Raw genomic sequence first — 15,049 nt, 5'->3', positions numbered from 1 at the left:
TTGTTTGTCTGTTTCTATATCAACATATTATACAAGGATAATGTGGCATTCAGGTCGCAAAACTGTATGCCCCGTCACGGGATGAGGTAAAAATTTGTCATAGCGGGAGGGAAACAGAAAGAGGATGGCGAGGCATCCTCTGAATAAAGCGTCAAACGCCTCAGGCAGCGGGAAACTTAGCGATGGAATTCGCCTGCGGCTTCCGGCTGGTACAACAATTCCAGTACTTCCAGGTGTGCCGATGCGCCACCGGGTAACTCCCAGTGAATGGAGGTGCCGACTTTCAGCCCAAGCAGCGCCGCGCCAACCGGCGCCAGAACGGAAAGCTGAGTGGCGCTATCGGTCGCCTGAGCCGGGAAGACCAGGGTCCGCACGCGCTCTTCACCGCTGGTTAAATCGCGGAAGCGGACTTTGCTGTTCATGCTCACGACATCGTGCGGCATCGCTTCCGGCGCCAACATTTGCGCGCGATCCAGTTCGTCGTTCAGGGCATCGGCGACCGGCGAATTCGCGTAAGCCGGTTGCTCAAGCAGTCTATCGATACGTTCAGCATCGAATTCATTAATAATGATTGCGGGTCTGGTCATTGCATACTCCATGTTATCCAGGAACCTTTTCCGTAAAAGAAAACCCTCGCCGAAAGGGGCAAGGGTTAATGTCCCTTCATCATACTGAGACTTGCCTGATGTTTGAAGTGATTAAGCGCACATTCAGCGCATCGTGAGCAAAAGCAGATGAAGTGGACGATAAGATGGCTGGTCCTGCTATCAAGAACCCACTTTATCCAGCACAAACTGCTTCGCACAGTTGCCCGGATGCGGCTGAGGCAGGAACGAATCTGCGCCCAACGGGGCATTGATAGCGCCAGCTTTAATGGAAATTTGCATTTCCGTTAAATAAGCCGGGTTGCCGTCGCAGGTTAATTTAAAGGCTTTGACGTTTTGCGCGCCATACGCTTTGGCGACGGCGGCATCAAAATCGCTACGGCTAACGGTTTGTCCGTAGTGCTTCGCCAGGAAATCACCGATTGCGCTTTGCTTCACTTCGCCATTCAGGCGCACCATCGTGCCGAAGTAGTTATCCGGATCGAAGCCGAAACAGACGCCATGCTTGGCATACTCATAGCGTTCCAGACAAGAGTTCCCGCCGGAACCCGGCATCACGCTGTTCAGCTTATTCGCCATTTCCAGCGACAGCCCGGTTTCCGCCGCCTGGCATTTACGCCCGGCTTTGACTTCCGGCATATTGGGGATAGGGCGCGTCGCGCAGCCATAGCGCATCCAGCGGCGCTCGTCGACGCCGCGCGAGGCGATCGACTTCGGCAGGCCCGGCCACAGGCCATGTACCGTCAGAAAATCGGCTTTATTACGTTCGTCCTGCTGTAGCCGACACTCCTCAGGCTCATTACGGTTACTATCCAGCATGCTTTGACAAAAACCGGTTTGCCAGGACAGTGCCAGCACGTAACGATCGAAATCACCGTATTTCGTCGCGGTAAGCGGTTCTGCGCCAACCTGCGTTGCGCCGAGTAAAAGGGCAATGGCGACGACATCCTTCCTGAACATTTTTATTCCTGATAGTGGGAGATGATTAATTGCTGGGATTTATTAAAGCATAAAAAAGGCGCCTGCTGGCGCCTTTTCAGTGTGGTTTGTGGTTTATTGAATCGCGGCGCCGGGGACCAGAATCTCGGTGGCGATGATCACCACCAACAGACCGACGATAACGGGAACCGAGGTGCGTTTAACGACTTCGAACGGAGAAATCTTCGCCATTCCCGCCACCGCGACCACCACGCCGGAAACCGGTGAAATAGTGCGGCCCAGATTCGACGCCTGCAGCATAGGGATCGACAGGTAGGCCGGGTTGATGCCGGAAGAGTGGGCAAGTTTCGGGATCATCTCAACGAAGGCGTAAAACGGCGCGTTGCCGGAACCGGTGGTCATCGCTGCCAGCATGGTCAGGATCACCAGCACCAGCATCAGAATGATACTGGCGGAACCGAACGAGGTGGCTATGGAGATAAGACCGTCGATAAAACCGATAGTGCTCAGCCCCTGGGCAAATACGCCCGCCGCGACCAATAGCATGACGACGCTGGCGAAGGCGTCAGCCATGCCGCGATAGGCGGCCTCCAGCCCGGCGAAGACCTTTTTAGTATCGAAACTGCGCAGAAATTCCAGTATCGAAGCCAGTACCATACAGAGCACCAGAATAGTGATGATGTGTAGCTCTGGCCCCCATTTGCCGTCAAAAATCAGCACCCCGATAATCGGCGTGAAAGGCAAAATGGCGTACAGCGCCGGGGCGGTGGTGGTTATCTCATTGACGTCGAGCATCTCGTGTGAGGCGTTCTCTTTTTTATCGAGGTAGCGCTGCCAGAAGAAGTGAGCGATAGCCATACAGACGATAGCGGCAATCGAGATAGGTAAAGTGGTTTTGAAAGCGAAATCTATCAGCGGCATTTCGGCAGCTTTGGCGGCCAGCACGACGTCACCGGAGGTCGGCGACAGGATCAACGCGGCAGGGGAGGCGCAAATCGCCGCCGCGGCGCCGCGGCTAATGCCGACGTTGACCATTACCGGGAACAGCGTCGCCATCAGCAGCACGCCGAGGCCGGTCGCCGAGGAGACCGCCAGCGACATCAGACAGGCGAGGAAGTAGGCGGCAATCATCAACAGATAAGGCGAGTTAATATATCGCAGCGGTTTAGAGGCCAGTTTAACCACCATATCGTTAGCGCCGATATGGGTCATGTAGGTGGCGAAACCGCAGAGCATCATTATCATCATGCCGAGGTCGCCGCCGCGGCTCATGAGCAGTATTTTAATATACTCAAAGATATCGGTCGCGGTATAACCCGTGCTGGCGGCGCTAGCCGGGAGAACCTTATGCCCCATGATGGCGCTGGCGATAAGCAAGATTAAACCGCCGACAAACAGCACGCCTGTCGCAGAATAGCCTTTTATAATGTAGCGGGCGACGCCCACAATAACCACGACCCCGATAAGGATCTCAACAAGCGTAAGCATACTTTACCCCTAAGCCATTAACCCAAAGAATCTGCTGATATCTAAAGCACTACAAAAATTAAGTGAGGGAATGTGCCCAAAAAACGGGCAGAACTTGCTGACCCAAATCAATAAAATACTGAGAATTGACTAATCGGAACCCGTGGCGCGGCTAACATCACAAAAGTCGTCTACCAGAGTGAAGTTTTTGCCACGGCGCAATTCAGGATTTTACCTTATTCCGTTAACAGTCTATTAAGATTACATTTGTTACTTTACTTCGTTTTTAAAATTGAAATCGGTAATAGAGAAGTGTTGAAACTACGCCAATTTGCATTGTTTATTGTCGCGCTGTCCGGCCTGTTGCTGTCGTCCGGCTATGCTAATGCTTCGTTCTCGTCAACGATCCGTGATGGCTACAATACGCTGACGGACAATGTCGCACAAACCTGGAACGAGCCTGAGCACTACGATCTGTACGTTCCGGCGATCACCTGGCACGCCCGCTTTGCCTATGACAAAGAGAAAACCGACAAGTATAACGAACGTCCGTGGGGCGCGGGTTTTGGCATGTCGCGTTGGGACGATAAAGGTAACTGGCACGGCCTGTATCTGATGGCGTTTAAAGATTCCTTTAATAAGTGGGAGCCGATTGGCGGCTATGGCTGGGAGAAAACCTGGCGTCCGCTAGCCGATGACAACTTCCACCTTGGCCTTGGTTACACCCTTGGCGTAACGGCGCGCGACAACTGGAACTATATCCCGATCCCGGTGGTGCTGCCCCTGGCCTCGATTGGCTACGGTCCGGCGACGTTCCAGATGACCTACATCCCCGGTACTTATAACAACGGCAACGTTTATTTTGCCTGGGCGCGCATACAGTTTTAATCGTTATAACGTAGTGACAAAAGTGATAAGTTCTTTGTCTTGTTGAAAAACAATGACTAACGTAACTGTCGGCTATAAAGATAGAGACTTTTATCACTTTTTAAGAAAGTTACGCTGGACAAAAGGCATCACAATTGATGTACTGGTATCCGACACAGCATTAGTGTCGTTTTTTAATTTAAAGGTAATTTTGATGTCTAAGATTAAAGGTAACGTTAAGTGGTTTAATGAGTCCAAAGGATTCGGTTTCATTACTCCGGAAGATGGCAGCAAAGATGTATTCGTACACTTCTCTGCAATCCAGTCCAACGGTTTCAAAACTCTGGCTGAAGGTCAGCGCGTAGAGTTCGAAATCACTAACGGTGCCAAAGGCCCTTCTGCTGCAAACGTAATGGCTATCTAACCAACACGTCAGTAGAATATAAAAACCCGCTCATAGCGGGTTTTTTTTTGCCTGACGTTAACGGGCGGCTGACTGTGAAAACAGCCAGAATGCCGTCGCGGTCATGGCGAAAGAACCAAGCAGGTTGACGAGAACGTTTAGCAACGCCCAGCTGAAACGTCCCTGCTGGAGCAGAAACACGACCTCCGCGGAAAAGGTGGAGAAGGTCGTCAGGCCACCACAGAAGCCGGTGGTAATAAGCAGTTTCCACATCGGATCAACATGCGTCAGGCGATTGAACCACGCCAACCCGGCGCCGATTATAAATGCGCCCAGCAGGTTAGCGACTAGCGTGCCAATGGGAATTGCATGATGCATTGGGTTAAATTTCATGCCCAGCCACCAGCGCAACACGCTGCCGGTTCCGCCGCCAACAAAAACGGCTAAAAGGAGTTGTAACACGGTCATTTCCTGCTATTTGGTTAGGTAGAGGGTCGAGTGTAGCGCGACACAGGCGTTTTTGGCTATGGATTCGCAAGTGGGAGAAAGAGATGCGGGTAGCAGCAGGGCAATTCGCCGTCACGGCGCAGTGGCAAACTAATGCGCAGATCTGCGTTGAGCTGATGTGTCAGGCGGCAGACTGCGGCGCTTCGTTACTGGTCTTGCCTGAGGCGTTACTGGCGCGGGCCGATAACGATCCGGATATGTCGGTAAAATCAGCGCAGGCGCTGGACGGCGGTTTCATGCAGCAACTGCTGGCCGAAAGCCGGCGTAATGACTTAACCACGATATTAACGCTGCACGTGCCCTCTGCTGAAGGGCGCGCGAGCAATACGCTGGTGGCGATATGCCGAGGGGCAATTTGCGCACAATACCAGAAGCTCCATTTGTACGATGCGTTTAATATGCAGGAGTCACGGCTGGTGGATGCCGGTGAGCAAATCCCTCCTTTAATAGAGGTAAATGGGATGCGAATCGGCTTAATGACCTGCTACGATTTACGCTTTCCCGAATTAGCGCTATCGTTAGCGTTACAGGGGGCCGATGTCCTGGTGCTTCCGACCGCCTGGGTGCGTGGGCCTATGAAGGAACATCACTGGGCGACGCTGCTGGCGGCAAGGGCGCTGGATACTACCTGCTATATTATTGCGGCAGGCGAGTGCGGAACGCGTAATATCGGCCAGAGCCGGATTATCGATCCGCTCGGTACCACTATTGCCGGCGCCGCCGCTCAACCGCAGCTGATTTTTGCTGAGATATCCGCAGATTATATTCGTCAGGTGCGTGAGAATTTGCCGGTGCTGCGTAATCGCAGATTTGCGCCACCGCAATTATTGTGACGTTTTTTTAAACAAGGCTTGATTCACCTTGTTACAGATTGCTATTGTGTCGGCGCGTCAAATAGCCGTTAATTGTATGCGTATATGTGTATGATGGCGTATTCGCAGCTTGAGCTTGTATAGAGAAGAAGGTTAGCTATGGGTGAGATTAGTATTACCAAACTGCTGGTAGTCGCAGCGCTGATTATTTTAGTGTTTGGTACCAAAAAATTACGCACGCTGGGTGGAGACCTGGGTTCGGCTATCAAAGGCTTCAAGAAAGCCATGAATGATGACGATGACAGTGCCAAAAAGACCAGCGCTGAGGAAGAAGCGCCGGCACAGAAACTCTCTCATAAAGAGTAATTAATCACGGGCTCCCGATGAACGGGGGCGCGTCGCGGCCGGGTGTGAAGCTCTGGCGGCAAAGAGGCGGCAGCGTATTCGTTGTCGCCTTTTTTATTGCCGGTACTCTGGCGATGAAAAGATGAAACGAAGTGTGACAACGGGAAGTTGGAAGTTGGGGGGAACTGGAGAAATCAGGCCGCCGCGAACGACGGCCAGAGAAAGGCAGAGGTTATTTTACTTCCATACCTTTTGCCTGCAGATCGGCATGATAGGAAGAGCGGACGAACGGGCCGCAGGCGGCATGGGTAAAGCCCATCGCCATGGCTTCAGCTTTCATCTCTTCAAACTCTTCCGGGCTGACGTAGCGCTGTACCGGCAGGTGGTGGCGGCTCGGCTGCAGATACTGACCCAGCGTCAACATGGTAACGCCATGACGGCGCAGATCGCGCATCACTTCGATGATCTCTTCATTGGTTTCGCCAAGACCGACCATCAGACCCGATTTGGTCGGGATTTCCGGATGCGCTTCTTTAAAGCGCTCCAGTAGCTTCAGCGACCAGTTATAATCTGCGCCCGGACGTACCTGACGATACAGGCGCGGTACGTTTTCCAGGTTGTGGTTAAACACATCCGGCGGCGTCACTTTCAGGATATCCAGCGCGCGATCCATACGACCACGGAAATCCGGTACCAGCGTTTCAATTTTGATATTCGGGCTCTTCTCGCGGATAGCGCTGATGCAGTCGGCGAAATGCTGCGCGCCGCCGTCACGAAGATCGTCGCGGTCAACGGAAGTCACCACCACATAGCGCAGCCCCATATCGGCGATGGTTTGCGCCAGTTTTTGCGGCTCGTTGGCATCAGGCGTCACCGGACGACCGTGGGCCACATCGCAGAATGGGCAACGGCGAGTACAGATAGCGCCGAGGATCATAAAGGTCGCGGTGCCGTGGTTGAAGCACTCGGCAAGGTTCGGGCAAGAGGCTTCTTCGCACACGGAGTGCAGGCCATTCTTACGCATCGCTGCCTTGATCCCCTGAATACGGGACGAGTCAGCCGGAAGTTTGATTTTCATCCATTCCGGTTTTCTGAGCAGAGCTTCACGCTCAGTTGCCACGTTTTTCACCGGGATAAGGGCCATTTTATCGGCGTCGCGGTACTTAACACCGCGTTCCATCACAATGGGTTTACTCATAGCGTGCGTGTTCCAGTTGCGAGTCACGAAGGAAAGCGAATTAATTCAATCAAATGTTGTATTTATCAACTATTTTTGAACTAAGGACAGGCAGTATATCATTGATACGGGGTTGAAAGCAGCCTGGTTGCCCGGCAAATTGTAAAATAGTTGTTGTTTTATCCTTTTCCCTCGCGTGCGGTTAGCGGGAATAAGTTTGCAGAATAGTGTCGATAATCTCTTTCAGTAACGGCTCCTGGGCGCTTTGCCGGTTGTAATGTAGCGAGATATCAATGCGCTGGTCTTGTAACGGCGGGAAAGGCATCGCCTGTAGAGGCCAGATCTTCGCCACCAGCGCGAACATACTCTCAGGCGTCAGCCCCAGCAAATCGCTATTATTCATCATCGCCGCCTGAGTCAACAGGTTATAGCTGCTAAAACCGCACCTCCGTCCCCCGATGAATTCATCAAGTTGCCGATGCAGGGCAGGGTAGCGCTGTCCTTCCGGCAGCAGCAGCGCAAACTCAAACTGCTGTAGATTTTCCCGCGTCAGCGGAAGAGGCAAAATTGGGTGATTTTCGCGGCAAAACATAACAACCGGCTCGGAAAACAGCACCTGATGCGCAATGGCCAGCCCGCTATGGTTATAGGTATCGATTAGCAAATCAACCTGCCGCTGGTTGAGCTGGCTGGCGGCATCGGTAATCGCAATATTGTGCAGCAATACTTGAGGAAACCGCGCTTTTAACGCGTTGGCGATGGTTGGCATCACCAATGCGCCGATGGTCGGCGCGGTAGCGATGGTGAGCACGCGCTGCTGCTGCGAGCTGCTGCCCAAATCCAGCGCATTGAGAAAGGCTTCCATCCCCTGGCTGATATATTGATGCAGGTGAGTCGCAAAAGCCGTCGGCGTCACCCCCTGTCCTTTTCGAATAAAGAGAGGGTCGGGGAACAGAGCCCGTAGTTTATTGATCGACTGGCTAATGGCCGAAGGCGTGATATTGAGCACCTTCGCCGCATTGACGATGCCTTTATGCACGTACACGGCTTCGAAGATAGTTAACAGATTAAGATCGATATTACGCAGAATACGAAAGATCTGCCGATCTTCTGGCTGTTCGTTGTTTTCCAATGGGGGATGATTGTCGGCCACTCGCGGATCCGGTCGTTGGGTCATAGGCTTATTATAGCGGGCGATGATGTGGCGTTGCGTGACAATTGATTGCAAATGTGAAGTATTAATAAGGAGTTGCGCTCTGAAGGTTCAGAGCGCGGTGCGCATCAAGCGGCGACATATTCATGCGGTGGGTTGTTCAGCAGCGCCAGCAGGTTGGCGACCAGCCGCGGCGCGACGTTTTCTGTAGCGGCCTGCGGCTGCCACTGGCGCATTTGCGTCATCTCCATGCCGGCATAGCCACACGGATTAATACGCAGGAACGGCGTCAAATCCATTGCCACATTCAGCGCCAGCCCGTGGAAAGAACAACCTTTACGAATACGCAGCCCCAGCGAGCAGATTTTCTGTTCACCAACGTAAACTCCCGGCGCATCGGCGCGAGGATGAGATTCAATCTGATACTCCGCCAGCGTATTGACCACGGTCTGCTCCAGCAGCGTCACTAATTCGCGCACGCCGAGTTTACGCCGTTTAAGATTCAGCAAGACATACATCACCTGTTGGCCTGGCCCGTGATAGGTCACCTGGCCGCCGCGGTCGCTCTGAATGACCGGGATATCACCGGGTACCAGTACGTGTTCGGCTTTGCCGGCCTGACCCTGAGTAAACACCGGGTGATGTTCTACTAGCCAGATTTCATCCAGCGTCGTGTCGTCACGACTGTCGGTAAATTCATGCATTGCCTGCGAGATGGGTTCGTAAGGTTGCAGGCCGAGTTGTCGAATAAGAATGGTATTGTGCTGCAAAACAACGTCTCCGCCGAGAGGGATGACTTAAGTGGGGAGAGTATATCACAGCGAAAGAAGGAGAATTACCCGGCGCTTGAGGCCGGGTAAGGCGAGGGATTACAGCACCATCCGCACGATTTCGATATTGCCCAGCTCTTCGTACAGGGCTTCGACCTGTTCGATGTGGGTGGCGTTAATGGTGATGGAGACCGAGTGGTAGTTACCTTTGCTGCTCGGTTTTACTGACGGAGAGTAATCACCAGGCGCATGGCGCTGTACCACTTCCACCACCTGATCAACCAGCTCAGGCAACGCCTGCCCCATTACTTTGTAAGTAAATGGCGTAGGGAATTCAAGCAGTTCGTTAAGTTTGGTTTTCATGTCAGCTCCGGTGTGACGACTAAAATAATAACTCCCACGTGATGTGGGAGTTATCAGGTTTCTTTGATGAATAGTATATGGGGATAGAAATCACACTTTCAAGTGTTCAATTTTTAACCAAACCAGTGATGGAACATTAACTTAATGTAATCAATGATTTTGCCGAAGAAATTACCTTCCGGAATTTCCTGCAGCACCACTAACGGACGCTGATCGATAGTTTTGCCATCCAGCTGGAAGTTAATGGTACCGACCACCTGGTTTTTCTGCAGCGGCGCGTGCAGTTCGGTGTTGTTCAGTACATAGCTGGCTTTCAGGTCTTTCATGCGCCCGCGCGGGATAGTCAGATAGACGTCTTTATCTACGCCCAGAGAAGCGCGATCGCTATCGCCGAACCAGGCCGGTTCAGAGGCGAACTCTTTACCTGCTTTAATGGGGTTCACGGTTTCGAAGAAGCGGAAGCCCCAGGTCAGCAGTTTCTTGCTTTCGGACTCACGACCTTTGTAAGTACGCCCGCCCATCACCGCGGAGATCAGGCGCATCTGGCCTTCGGTAGCGGAGGCAACCAGGTTGTAGCCGGCTTTGTCGGTATGGCCGGTTTTAATGCCGTCGACGTTGAGGCTGTTATCCCACAGCAGGCCGTTACGGTTCAGCTGGCGAATACCGTTGAAGGTGAACTCTTTTTCACGGTAGATGGAATACTCATTCGGTACGTCGCGGATCAGCGCCTGGCCGATCAGCGCCATGTCACGCGCGGAACTGTACTGGCCGTCGGCGTCCAGGCCGTGAACGGTCTGGAAATGGGTATTTTTCAGGCCCAACGCGTTTACGTAGTTGTTCATCAGGCTGACAAATGCGTCCTGGCTGCCGGCGACGTAGTCGGCCATCGCCACGCAGGCATCGTTACCGGATTGCAGGTTGATGCCGCGGATCAGCTGCGAAACCGGCACTTGCATGCCCGGCTTCAGGAACATCAGGGAAGAACCTTTAAACACCGGGTTACCGGTTGCCCACGCGTCGTTACCCACGGTGACCAGATCGGATTCTTTGAATTTGCCCGCCTTCATGGCCTGGCCTATGACATAGCTGGTCATCATTTTGGTCAGGCTCGCCGGATCGCGGCGGGCGTCGGCGTTGTTTTCCGCCAGCACTTTACCTGAGTTGTAATCGATAAGAACCCAGGATTCAGCATCGATCTGCGGAGCGCCTGGGATCATGGTTTTCATATTCAGGTCATCGGCGCGGGCAGCGGTAGACAGTGCCGCAACGGAGAGGGCCGTAACGAGTAAACGAGCGGTGAAAGAGGTCTTCATGGTTAGAACAACGGCATCCGTGATGAAATTAAAAAAAGTGCCTTACTATAACAAATGCGTTTCGCAGCGGCATCCTACATTGCATATGACTTTGTTAACGACTTTTACATATGCGGTGGCGGGAGGTGCCGCGGCGTCACGTTTAGTTGGCGCGAGTAATAAATGATTGTAGCTGCGCTTCGTTTTGCAGACGCTGTTGTACCGTCGTCGCTTGCGACTTACTGGCAAATGGACCCAGTTGAATCCGCCATACGGCGCCGTTTTGCATCACACGGCCGGGAACGGCGAACTGTTGGCTCAGGCGCTGCTGATATTGCTGGGCGCGAGCCTGGTCGCTAACGGCGCCGACCTGCACGACGAACTCACCGCTGGTGCCGGCGTTTGGCGCGGCCACAGCGGCGGTTGCTGCTGCTGTTGCGGTCGCGGCAGGCGCGACGCTACCTTGAATCGAGCCAGGCGCGGTAACCGGCGCGCTGGGCGTTGCAGGCGTTGCGGCGACGGCGGCAGGCGCAGCAGTAGCGGGTTCGCTACCTTCCAGTACGCCATTATTCAGCGGCGTCGGCGCGCCGAGGAATCCACTACCGTTAACCGGCGCGCCCACGTTATCTTCAGGCTTAAGCGTTGAGTTGCTAATGGCATGAACGTTTGATTGGTCGGCCGGTGAGATGGCCGCGGAACCATCGCCATCAAGGTTTGGACGCGAAGGCAAGGCATAGGTCTGTTTGGCGACGGTGGTGCACGCCATACCTGGGCCGGATAACGCGCCGTCCTGAGAGACAATAATTGGATCGATACGAACTTTAGTATTGTTAGAAGTGTTCAGGCGGTCCGCTGAGGCGCGGGACAGGGAAATGACCCGGTCATTGCCGTACGGGCCACGATCGTTAATGCGCACTACGATCATCCGGCCATTGGCCAGGTTAGTGATACGCGCATAGCTTGGGATAGGCAACGTAGGATGCGCGGCGGTAAGCTGTGTCGGATCGAACGCTTCGCCAGAGGCGGTCAGGTTGCTGTTCGGTTCGGCATCATAAATTGCCGCCAGACCGGTCTGGGTGAAGTTAGCCGGATCCTGGACGATTTTATAGCTTTTGCCGTCGCGCTCATAATCCTGATTGGCCGTGGCATTCAGCGTTTCGAAATGCGGATCGGCGCCGCTGATTTCTACCGTCGGACCATTACAGACAGCCGGCTGCGGGACGCTAACCGTCTTCTGCTGAACGTCTTCACCTGAACATGCCGCCAGCAGCCCTGCTGCTATGCAGATCCCCAGCCATTGCTTACGCATTGCGAACCCCTTAAACGCTTTTCGACAACATTTTTCTGTGGGTATGGATCGACATAACGATACCAAACCCGGCCATCAATACGATTAGGGCTGAGCCCCCGTAGCTGACCAGCGGCAAAGGTACCCCCACCACCGGCAAAATACCACTTACCATACCAATATTTACGAAGACATAAACGAATAAAATCAACATTAAACCGCCTGCCATGACGCGGCCAAAGGTGGTTTGCGCCTGGGCGGCGATCCATAGTCCACGCATGATAAGCAAAATGTACAATGCCAGCAGGATCAACACCCCGATAAGCCCCAGCTCTTCCGCCAGTACGGCGAAGATAAAGTCGGTATGGCGCTCCGGCAGGAATTCGAGCTGCGACTGAGTACCATGCAACCAGCCTTTACCGCGTAATCCGCCGGAACCGATAGCGATTTTGGACTGAATAATATGATAGCCCGCGCCCAGCGGATCGGTCTCCGGATCGAGCAGCATCATTACGCGCTGACGCTGGTAGTCGTGCATCAGGAAGAACCACAAAATCGGAATGAAGGCGGCGACAAGTACCACCGCGATGCCGATTAAGCGCCAGCTCAGGCCGGAGAGGAACAGAACAAACAGTCCGGAGAGGGCGATCAAAATAGAAGTGCCGAGGTCTGGCTGCGCCGCAACCAGCAGGGTCGGCAGGAAGATCAGGACCAGCGCGATGGCGGTATTCTTCAGTGAAGGCGGACAGACATCGCGGTTTATGAACCGCGCTACCATCAGCGGCACGGCTATTTTAGCAATCTCCGAGGGCTGAAAACGCACAATACCGAGATCGAGCCAGCGCTGTGCGCCTTTGGAGATAGCGCCGAAGGCGTCTACGGCAACCAGCAAAATAATACAGAAAATATACAGGTAGGGCGCCCAGCCCTCATATACCCGCGGTGGGATCTGCGCCATCACGATCATAATCACCACGCCCATGGCGATTTGGCCGATTTTGCGCTCCATCATGCCTACGTCCTGGCCGCTGGCGCTCCAGATAACCAGCGCGCTGTAGGTGAGCAGCGCCAGCAGAATGAGCAGCATCGTTGGGTCAAGATGGATTTTATCCCATAGCGATTTTTTGTTCGGATTATCGGTCATTATTGATCCTCCCCCGCCGTCACCGCCGGGTTCTCACTCGGCAGATTGGTGTTGTTATCACCCAGCATGATGTGATCGAGGATCTGGCGCATAATGGTACCGACCGCCGGGCCGGCGCCGCCATTCTCCAGGATCATCGCCACCGCGACCTGGGGGTTGTTGTAAGGCGCAAACGCCGTCATGAGCTTGTGGTCACGCAGACGCTCGGAAATTCGGTGCGCGTTATAGGTTTCGTTGGCTTTCAGGCCGAATACCTGCGCGGTACCGGACTTCGCCGCAATCTTATACGGCGCGCTGGCAAAGTATTTGTGCGCGGTACCGTTGCCGCGGTTGGCAACGCCATACATTCCGTCTTTAGCGATTTCCCAATAGCCGGAATGAATATCGCCGACCGGCGGTTCATGCGGCTGAACCCACGGTACCTGTTTACCGTCTTCAAGCGTGCTTTGCAGCAGGTGAGGGACTTTAACCACACCGTCATTTATCAGGATCATCAGCGCTTTGTTCATCTGAATCGGCGTAGCGGTCCAGTAGCCCTGGCCGATACCGACCGGGATGGTGTCGCCCTGGTACCAGGGTTTCTTAAAGCGCTTGAGCTTCCATTCGCGAGTTGGCATGTTGCCGGAGCGCTCTTCCGCCAGGTCGACGCCGGTGTAGTCACCGTAGCCGAATTTACTCATCCATTCGGAAAGGCGGTCGATGCCCATATCATAGGCGACCTGATAGAAATAGGTATCCGCGGACTCTTCCAGCGCCTTAGTGACGTTCAGGTGACCGTGGCCCCATTTTTTCCAGTCGCGATAGCGTTTTTCCGATCCAGGCAGCTGCCACCAGCCGGGGTCGAACAGACTGGTATTGCGGGTAATGACGCCGGCGCTCAAGGCCGAGACGGCGACGTAGGGTTTTACCGTCGAGGCCGGTGGATAGACCCCTTGTGTGGCGCGGTTAACCAGCGGGGTATTCGGATCGTTGAGGAGTCCGGAATAATCTTTACTGGAGATACCATCGACAAACAGGTTGGGATCGTAGCTCGGGGTTGAAACCAGCGCCAGAATCGCGCCGCTGCGCGGGTCGGTGACCACTACCGCCGCGCGGCTGCCCGCCAGCAGCGTTTCGATATACTGCTGCAGCTTCAAATCAAGGGTTAAGTAGATATCGCGTCCGGCCTGCGGAGGCACTTCTTTTAACTGGCGAATAACGCGGCCGCGGTTGTTGACTTCAACCTCTTCATAACCGGTTTGCCCGTGCAGCACGTCTTCATAATAGCGCTCGATTCCCAGCTTACCGATGTCGTGGGTCGACGCGTAGTTAGCCAGCTTGCCCTCTTTATCCAGGCGATCGACGTCTTTATCGTTAATTTTAGAGACGTAGCCGATAACGTGGGTCAGGGCGGAGTTATAGGGATAGTAGCGGCGCTTGTAGCCTTTGACTTCGACGCCGGGGAAGCGGTACTGGTTTACGGCGAAGCGCGCCACCTGGACTTCATTAAGATTGACCTTCACCGGAATCGAGGTGAAGCGGTGAGAGCGCGCGCGCTCTTTTTTAAAGCCGGCGATGTCGTCGTCGGTCAGGTCGACGACGTCGCGCAGCGCATCCAGCGTCTGCTGCACGTTATCGACTTTTTCTGGCATCATCTCTAACTGATAGATGGTGCGGTTCAGCGCCAGCGGCGTGCCGTTGCGATCGTAGATAATGCCGCGGCTGGGCGGAATGGGGACCAGCTTAATACGGTTTTCATTGGAACGCGTTTGATAGTCGTTGAAACGGACAATCTGTACGTTGTAGAGGTTGGCAATCAGCACGCCGGTAAGCAACAAAATGCCCGTAAAAGCGACCAGCGCCCGGCGTACAAACAGCGAGGATTCAGCCGTATAGTCGCGGAAAGAATTCTGTAATTTCATTCGCTGCTTAGTCTAC

At 53.9% G+C, this 15,049-nt stretch carries 16 protein-coding genes; 4 read left to right on the top strand and 12 right to left on the bottom strand.

The window, feature by feature from the left end; all coding sequences use genetic code 11:
* Positions 1–176: 176 nt before the first annotated feature.
* The 3 genes from rnk to dcuC form a co-directional block, all read right to left on the bottom strand.
* Positions 177–587 carry a nucleoside diphosphate kinase regulator gene (gene rnk / locus KGA69_RS23575; RefSeq protein ID WP_015367745.1) on the bottom strand — a complete coding sequence of 137 codons (411 nt, stop codon included), beginning with the start codon at positions 585–587 and terminating at the stop codon, positions 177–179.
* Positions 588–767: 180 nt separating this feature from the next.
* Positions 768–1,565, bottom strand: coding sequence for a ribonuclease I (gene rna, locus KGA69_RS23570; RefSeq protein WP_045392942.1), 798 nt, complete (start codon positions 1,563–1,565; stop codon positions 768–770).
* A 93-nt stretch (positions 1,566–1,658) separates the two neighbouring features.
* The gene (gene dcuC / locus KGA69_RS23565; RefSeq protein ID WP_045392945.1) at positions 1,659–3,032 is read right to left on the bottom strand and encodes an anaerobic C4-dicarboxylate transporter DcuC; all 1,374 of its coding nucleotides are present in this window, start codon (positions 3,030–3,032) and stop codon (positions 1,659–1,661) included.
* Positions 3,033–3,323: 291 nt separating this feature from the next.
* Here dcuC and pagP point away from each other — a divergent pair, with 291 nt between their 5' ends.
* Together pagP and cspE are read left to right on the top strand one after the other, a co-directional pair.
* Positions 3,324–3,899: a lipid IV(A) palmitoyltransferase PagP gene (gene pagP / locus KGA69_RS23560; protein WP_161799856.1), complete on the top strand. Its 576-nt coding sequence runs from the start codon at positions 3,324–3,326 to the stop codon at positions 3,897–3,899.
* Between the two features lie 193 nt (positions 3,900–4,092).
* Positions 4,093–4,302 carry a transcription antiterminator/RNA stability regulator CspE gene (gene cspE, locus KGA69_RS23555; protein ID WP_012542460.1) on the top strand — a complete coding sequence of 70 codons (210 nt, stop codon included), beginning with the start codon at positions 4,093–4,095 and terminating at the stop codon, positions 4,300–4,302.
* Between the two features lie 57 nt (positions 4,303–4,359).
* Here the strand turns inward: cspE and crcB are convergent, their stop codons facing one another.
* Positions 4,360–4,743 (bottom strand): fluoride efflux transporter CrcB, encoded by a 384-nt coding sequence (gene crcB, locus KGA69_RS23550; RefSeq protein WP_045381622.1) that lies wholly within the window; start codon positions 4,741–4,743, stop codon positions 4,360–4,362.
* An 89-nt stretch (positions 4,744–4,832) separates the two neighbouring features.
* Between crcB and KGA69_RS23545 the strand changes: the two genes are divergently transcribed.
* Together KGA69_RS23545 and tatE are read left to right on the top strand one after the other, a co-directional pair.
* Positions 4,833–5,621 carry a deaminated glutathione amidase gene (locus tag KGA69_RS23545; protein WP_213292697.1) on the top strand — a complete coding sequence of 263 codons (789 nt, stop codon included), beginning with the start codon at positions 4,833–4,835 and terminating at the stop codon, positions 5,619–5,621.
* A 138-nt stretch (positions 5,622–5,759) separates the two neighbouring features.
* Complete coding sequence (gene tatE / locus KGA69_RS23540; protein ID WP_045381457.1) at positions 5,760–5,966, top strand: twin-arginine translocase subunit TatE; 207 nt, start codon at positions 5,760–5,762, stop codon at positions 5,964–5,966.
* Between the two features lie 211 nt (positions 5,967–6,177).
* On the opposite strand, the gene lipA is transcribed toward tatE, so the two are convergent.
* The 8 genes from lipA to mrdA all read right to left on the bottom strand — a co-directional run bounded on the left by lipA (position 6,178) and on the right by mrdA (position 15,033).
* A complete protein-coding gene (lipA, locus tag KGA69_RS23535) occupies positions 6,178–7,143 on the bottom strand; it encodes a lipoyl synthase (protein ID WP_015367739.1) in 966 nt (321 codons plus the stop codon).
* Positions 7,144–7,324: 181 nt separating this feature from the next.
* Positions 7,325–8,221 carry a YbeF family transcriptional regulator gene (locus KGA69_RS23530; RefSeq protein ID WP_266098917.1) on the bottom strand — a complete coding sequence of 299 codons (897 nt, stop codon included), beginning with the start codon at positions 8,219–8,221 and terminating at the stop codon, positions 7,325–7,327.
* Between the two features lie 182 nt (positions 8,222–8,403).
* Positions 8,404–9,045, bottom strand: a complete 642-nt coding sequence (lipB, locus tag KGA69_RS23525; protein WP_047049299.1) for a lipoyl(octanoyl) transferase LipB — start codon at positions 9,043–9,045, stop codon at positions 8,404–8,406.
* A gap of 99 nt (positions 9,046–9,144) precedes the next feature.
* Positions 9,145–9,408, bottom strand: a complete 264-nt coding sequence (ybeD, locus tag KGA69_RS23520) for a DUF493 family protein YbeD (RefSeq protein WP_015367736.1) — start codon at positions 9,406–9,408, stop codon at positions 9,145–9,147.
* Between the two features lie 113 nt (positions 9,409–9,521).
* Positions 9,522–10,721, bottom strand: coding sequence for a D-alanyl-D-alanine carboxypeptidase DacA (gene dacA / locus KGA69_RS23515; RefSeq protein ID WP_015367735.1), 1,200 nt, complete (start codon positions 10,719–10,721; stop codon positions 9,522–9,524).
* A 142-nt stretch (positions 10,722–10,863) separates the two neighbouring features.
* Positions 10,864–12,009, bottom strand: a complete 1,146-nt coding sequence (rlpA, locus tag KGA69_RS23510) for an endolytic peptidoglycan transglycosylase RlpA (RefSeq protein ID WP_049061571.1) — start codon at positions 12,007–12,009, stop codon at positions 10,864–10,866.
* Positions 12,010–12,019: 10 nt separating this feature from the next.
* Positions 12,020–13,132, bottom strand: a complete 1,113-nt coding sequence (mrdB, locus tag KGA69_RS23505; protein WP_008805635.1) for a peptidoglycan glycosyltransferase MrdB — start codon at positions 13,130–13,132, stop codon at positions 12,020–12,022.
* Positions 13,132–15,033 (bottom strand): peptidoglycan DD-transpeptidase MrdA, encoded by a 1,902-nt coding sequence (gene mrdA, locus KGA69_RS23500; protein ID WP_045381467.1) that lies wholly within the window; start codon positions 15,031–15,033, stop codon positions 13,132–13,134. Before mrdA ends, mrdB begins: the two co-directional genes overlap by 1 nt.
* Positions 15,034–15,049: the final 16 nt, after the last annotated feature.

This window comes from Klebsiella sp. A52 (assembly GCF_018388785.1).
Taxonomy (GTDB): Bacteria; Pseudomonadota; Gammaproteobacteria; order Enterobacterales; family Enterobacteriaceae; genus Klebsiella; species Klebsiella aerogenes.
This window is presented reverse-complemented; position numbering and strand designations above follow the sequence as displayed.

Bases quoted from the DNA above. Each gene is read 5' to 3' on its own strand.
- KGA69_RS23545 (WP_213292697.1), top strand. From the start codon at position 4,833: ATGCGGGTAGCAGCAGGGCAATTCGCCGTCACGGCGCAGTGGCAAACT.
- rnk (WP_015367745.1), bottom strand. From the start codon at position 587: ATGACCAGACCCGCAATCATTATTAATGAATTCGATGCTGAACGTATC.
- rlpA (WP_049061571.1), bottom strand. From the start codon at position 12,009: ATGCGTAAGCAATGGCTGGGGATCTGCATAGCAGCAGGGCTGCTGGCG.
- rna (WP_045392942.1), bottom strand. From the start codon at position 1,565: ATGTTCAGGAAGGATGTCGTCGCCATTGCCCTTTTACTCGGCGCAACG.
- mrdA (WP_045381467.1), bottom strand. From the start codon at position 15,033: ATGAAATTACAGAATTCTTTCCGCGACTATACGGCTGAATCCTCGCTG.
- mrdB (WP_008805635.1), bottom strand. From the start codon at position 13,132: ATGACCGATAATCCGAACAAAAAATCGCTATGGGATAAAATCCATCTT.
- lipA (WP_015367739.1), bottom strand. From the start codon at position 7,143: ATGAGTAAACCCATTGTGATGGAACGCGGTGTTAAGTACCGCGACGCC.
- tatE (WP_045381457.1), top strand. From the start codon at position 5,760: ATGGGTGAGATTAGTATTACCAAACTGCTGGTAGTCGCAGCGCTGATT.
- ybeD (WP_015367736.1), bottom strand. From the start codon at position 9,408: ATGAAAACCAAACTTAACGAACTGCTTGAATTCCCTACGCCATTTACT.
- dcuC (WP_045392945.1), bottom strand. From the start codon at position 3,032: ATGCTTACGCTTGTTGAGATCCTTATCGGGGTCGTGGTTATTGTGGGC.
- dacA (WP_015367735.1), bottom strand. From the start codon at position 10,721: ATGAAGACCTCTTTCACCGCTCGTTTACTCGTTACGGCCCTCTCCGTT.
- cspE (WP_012542460.1), top strand. From the start codon at position 4,093: ATGTCTAAGATTAAAGGTAACGTTAAGTGGTTTAATGAGTCCAAAGGA.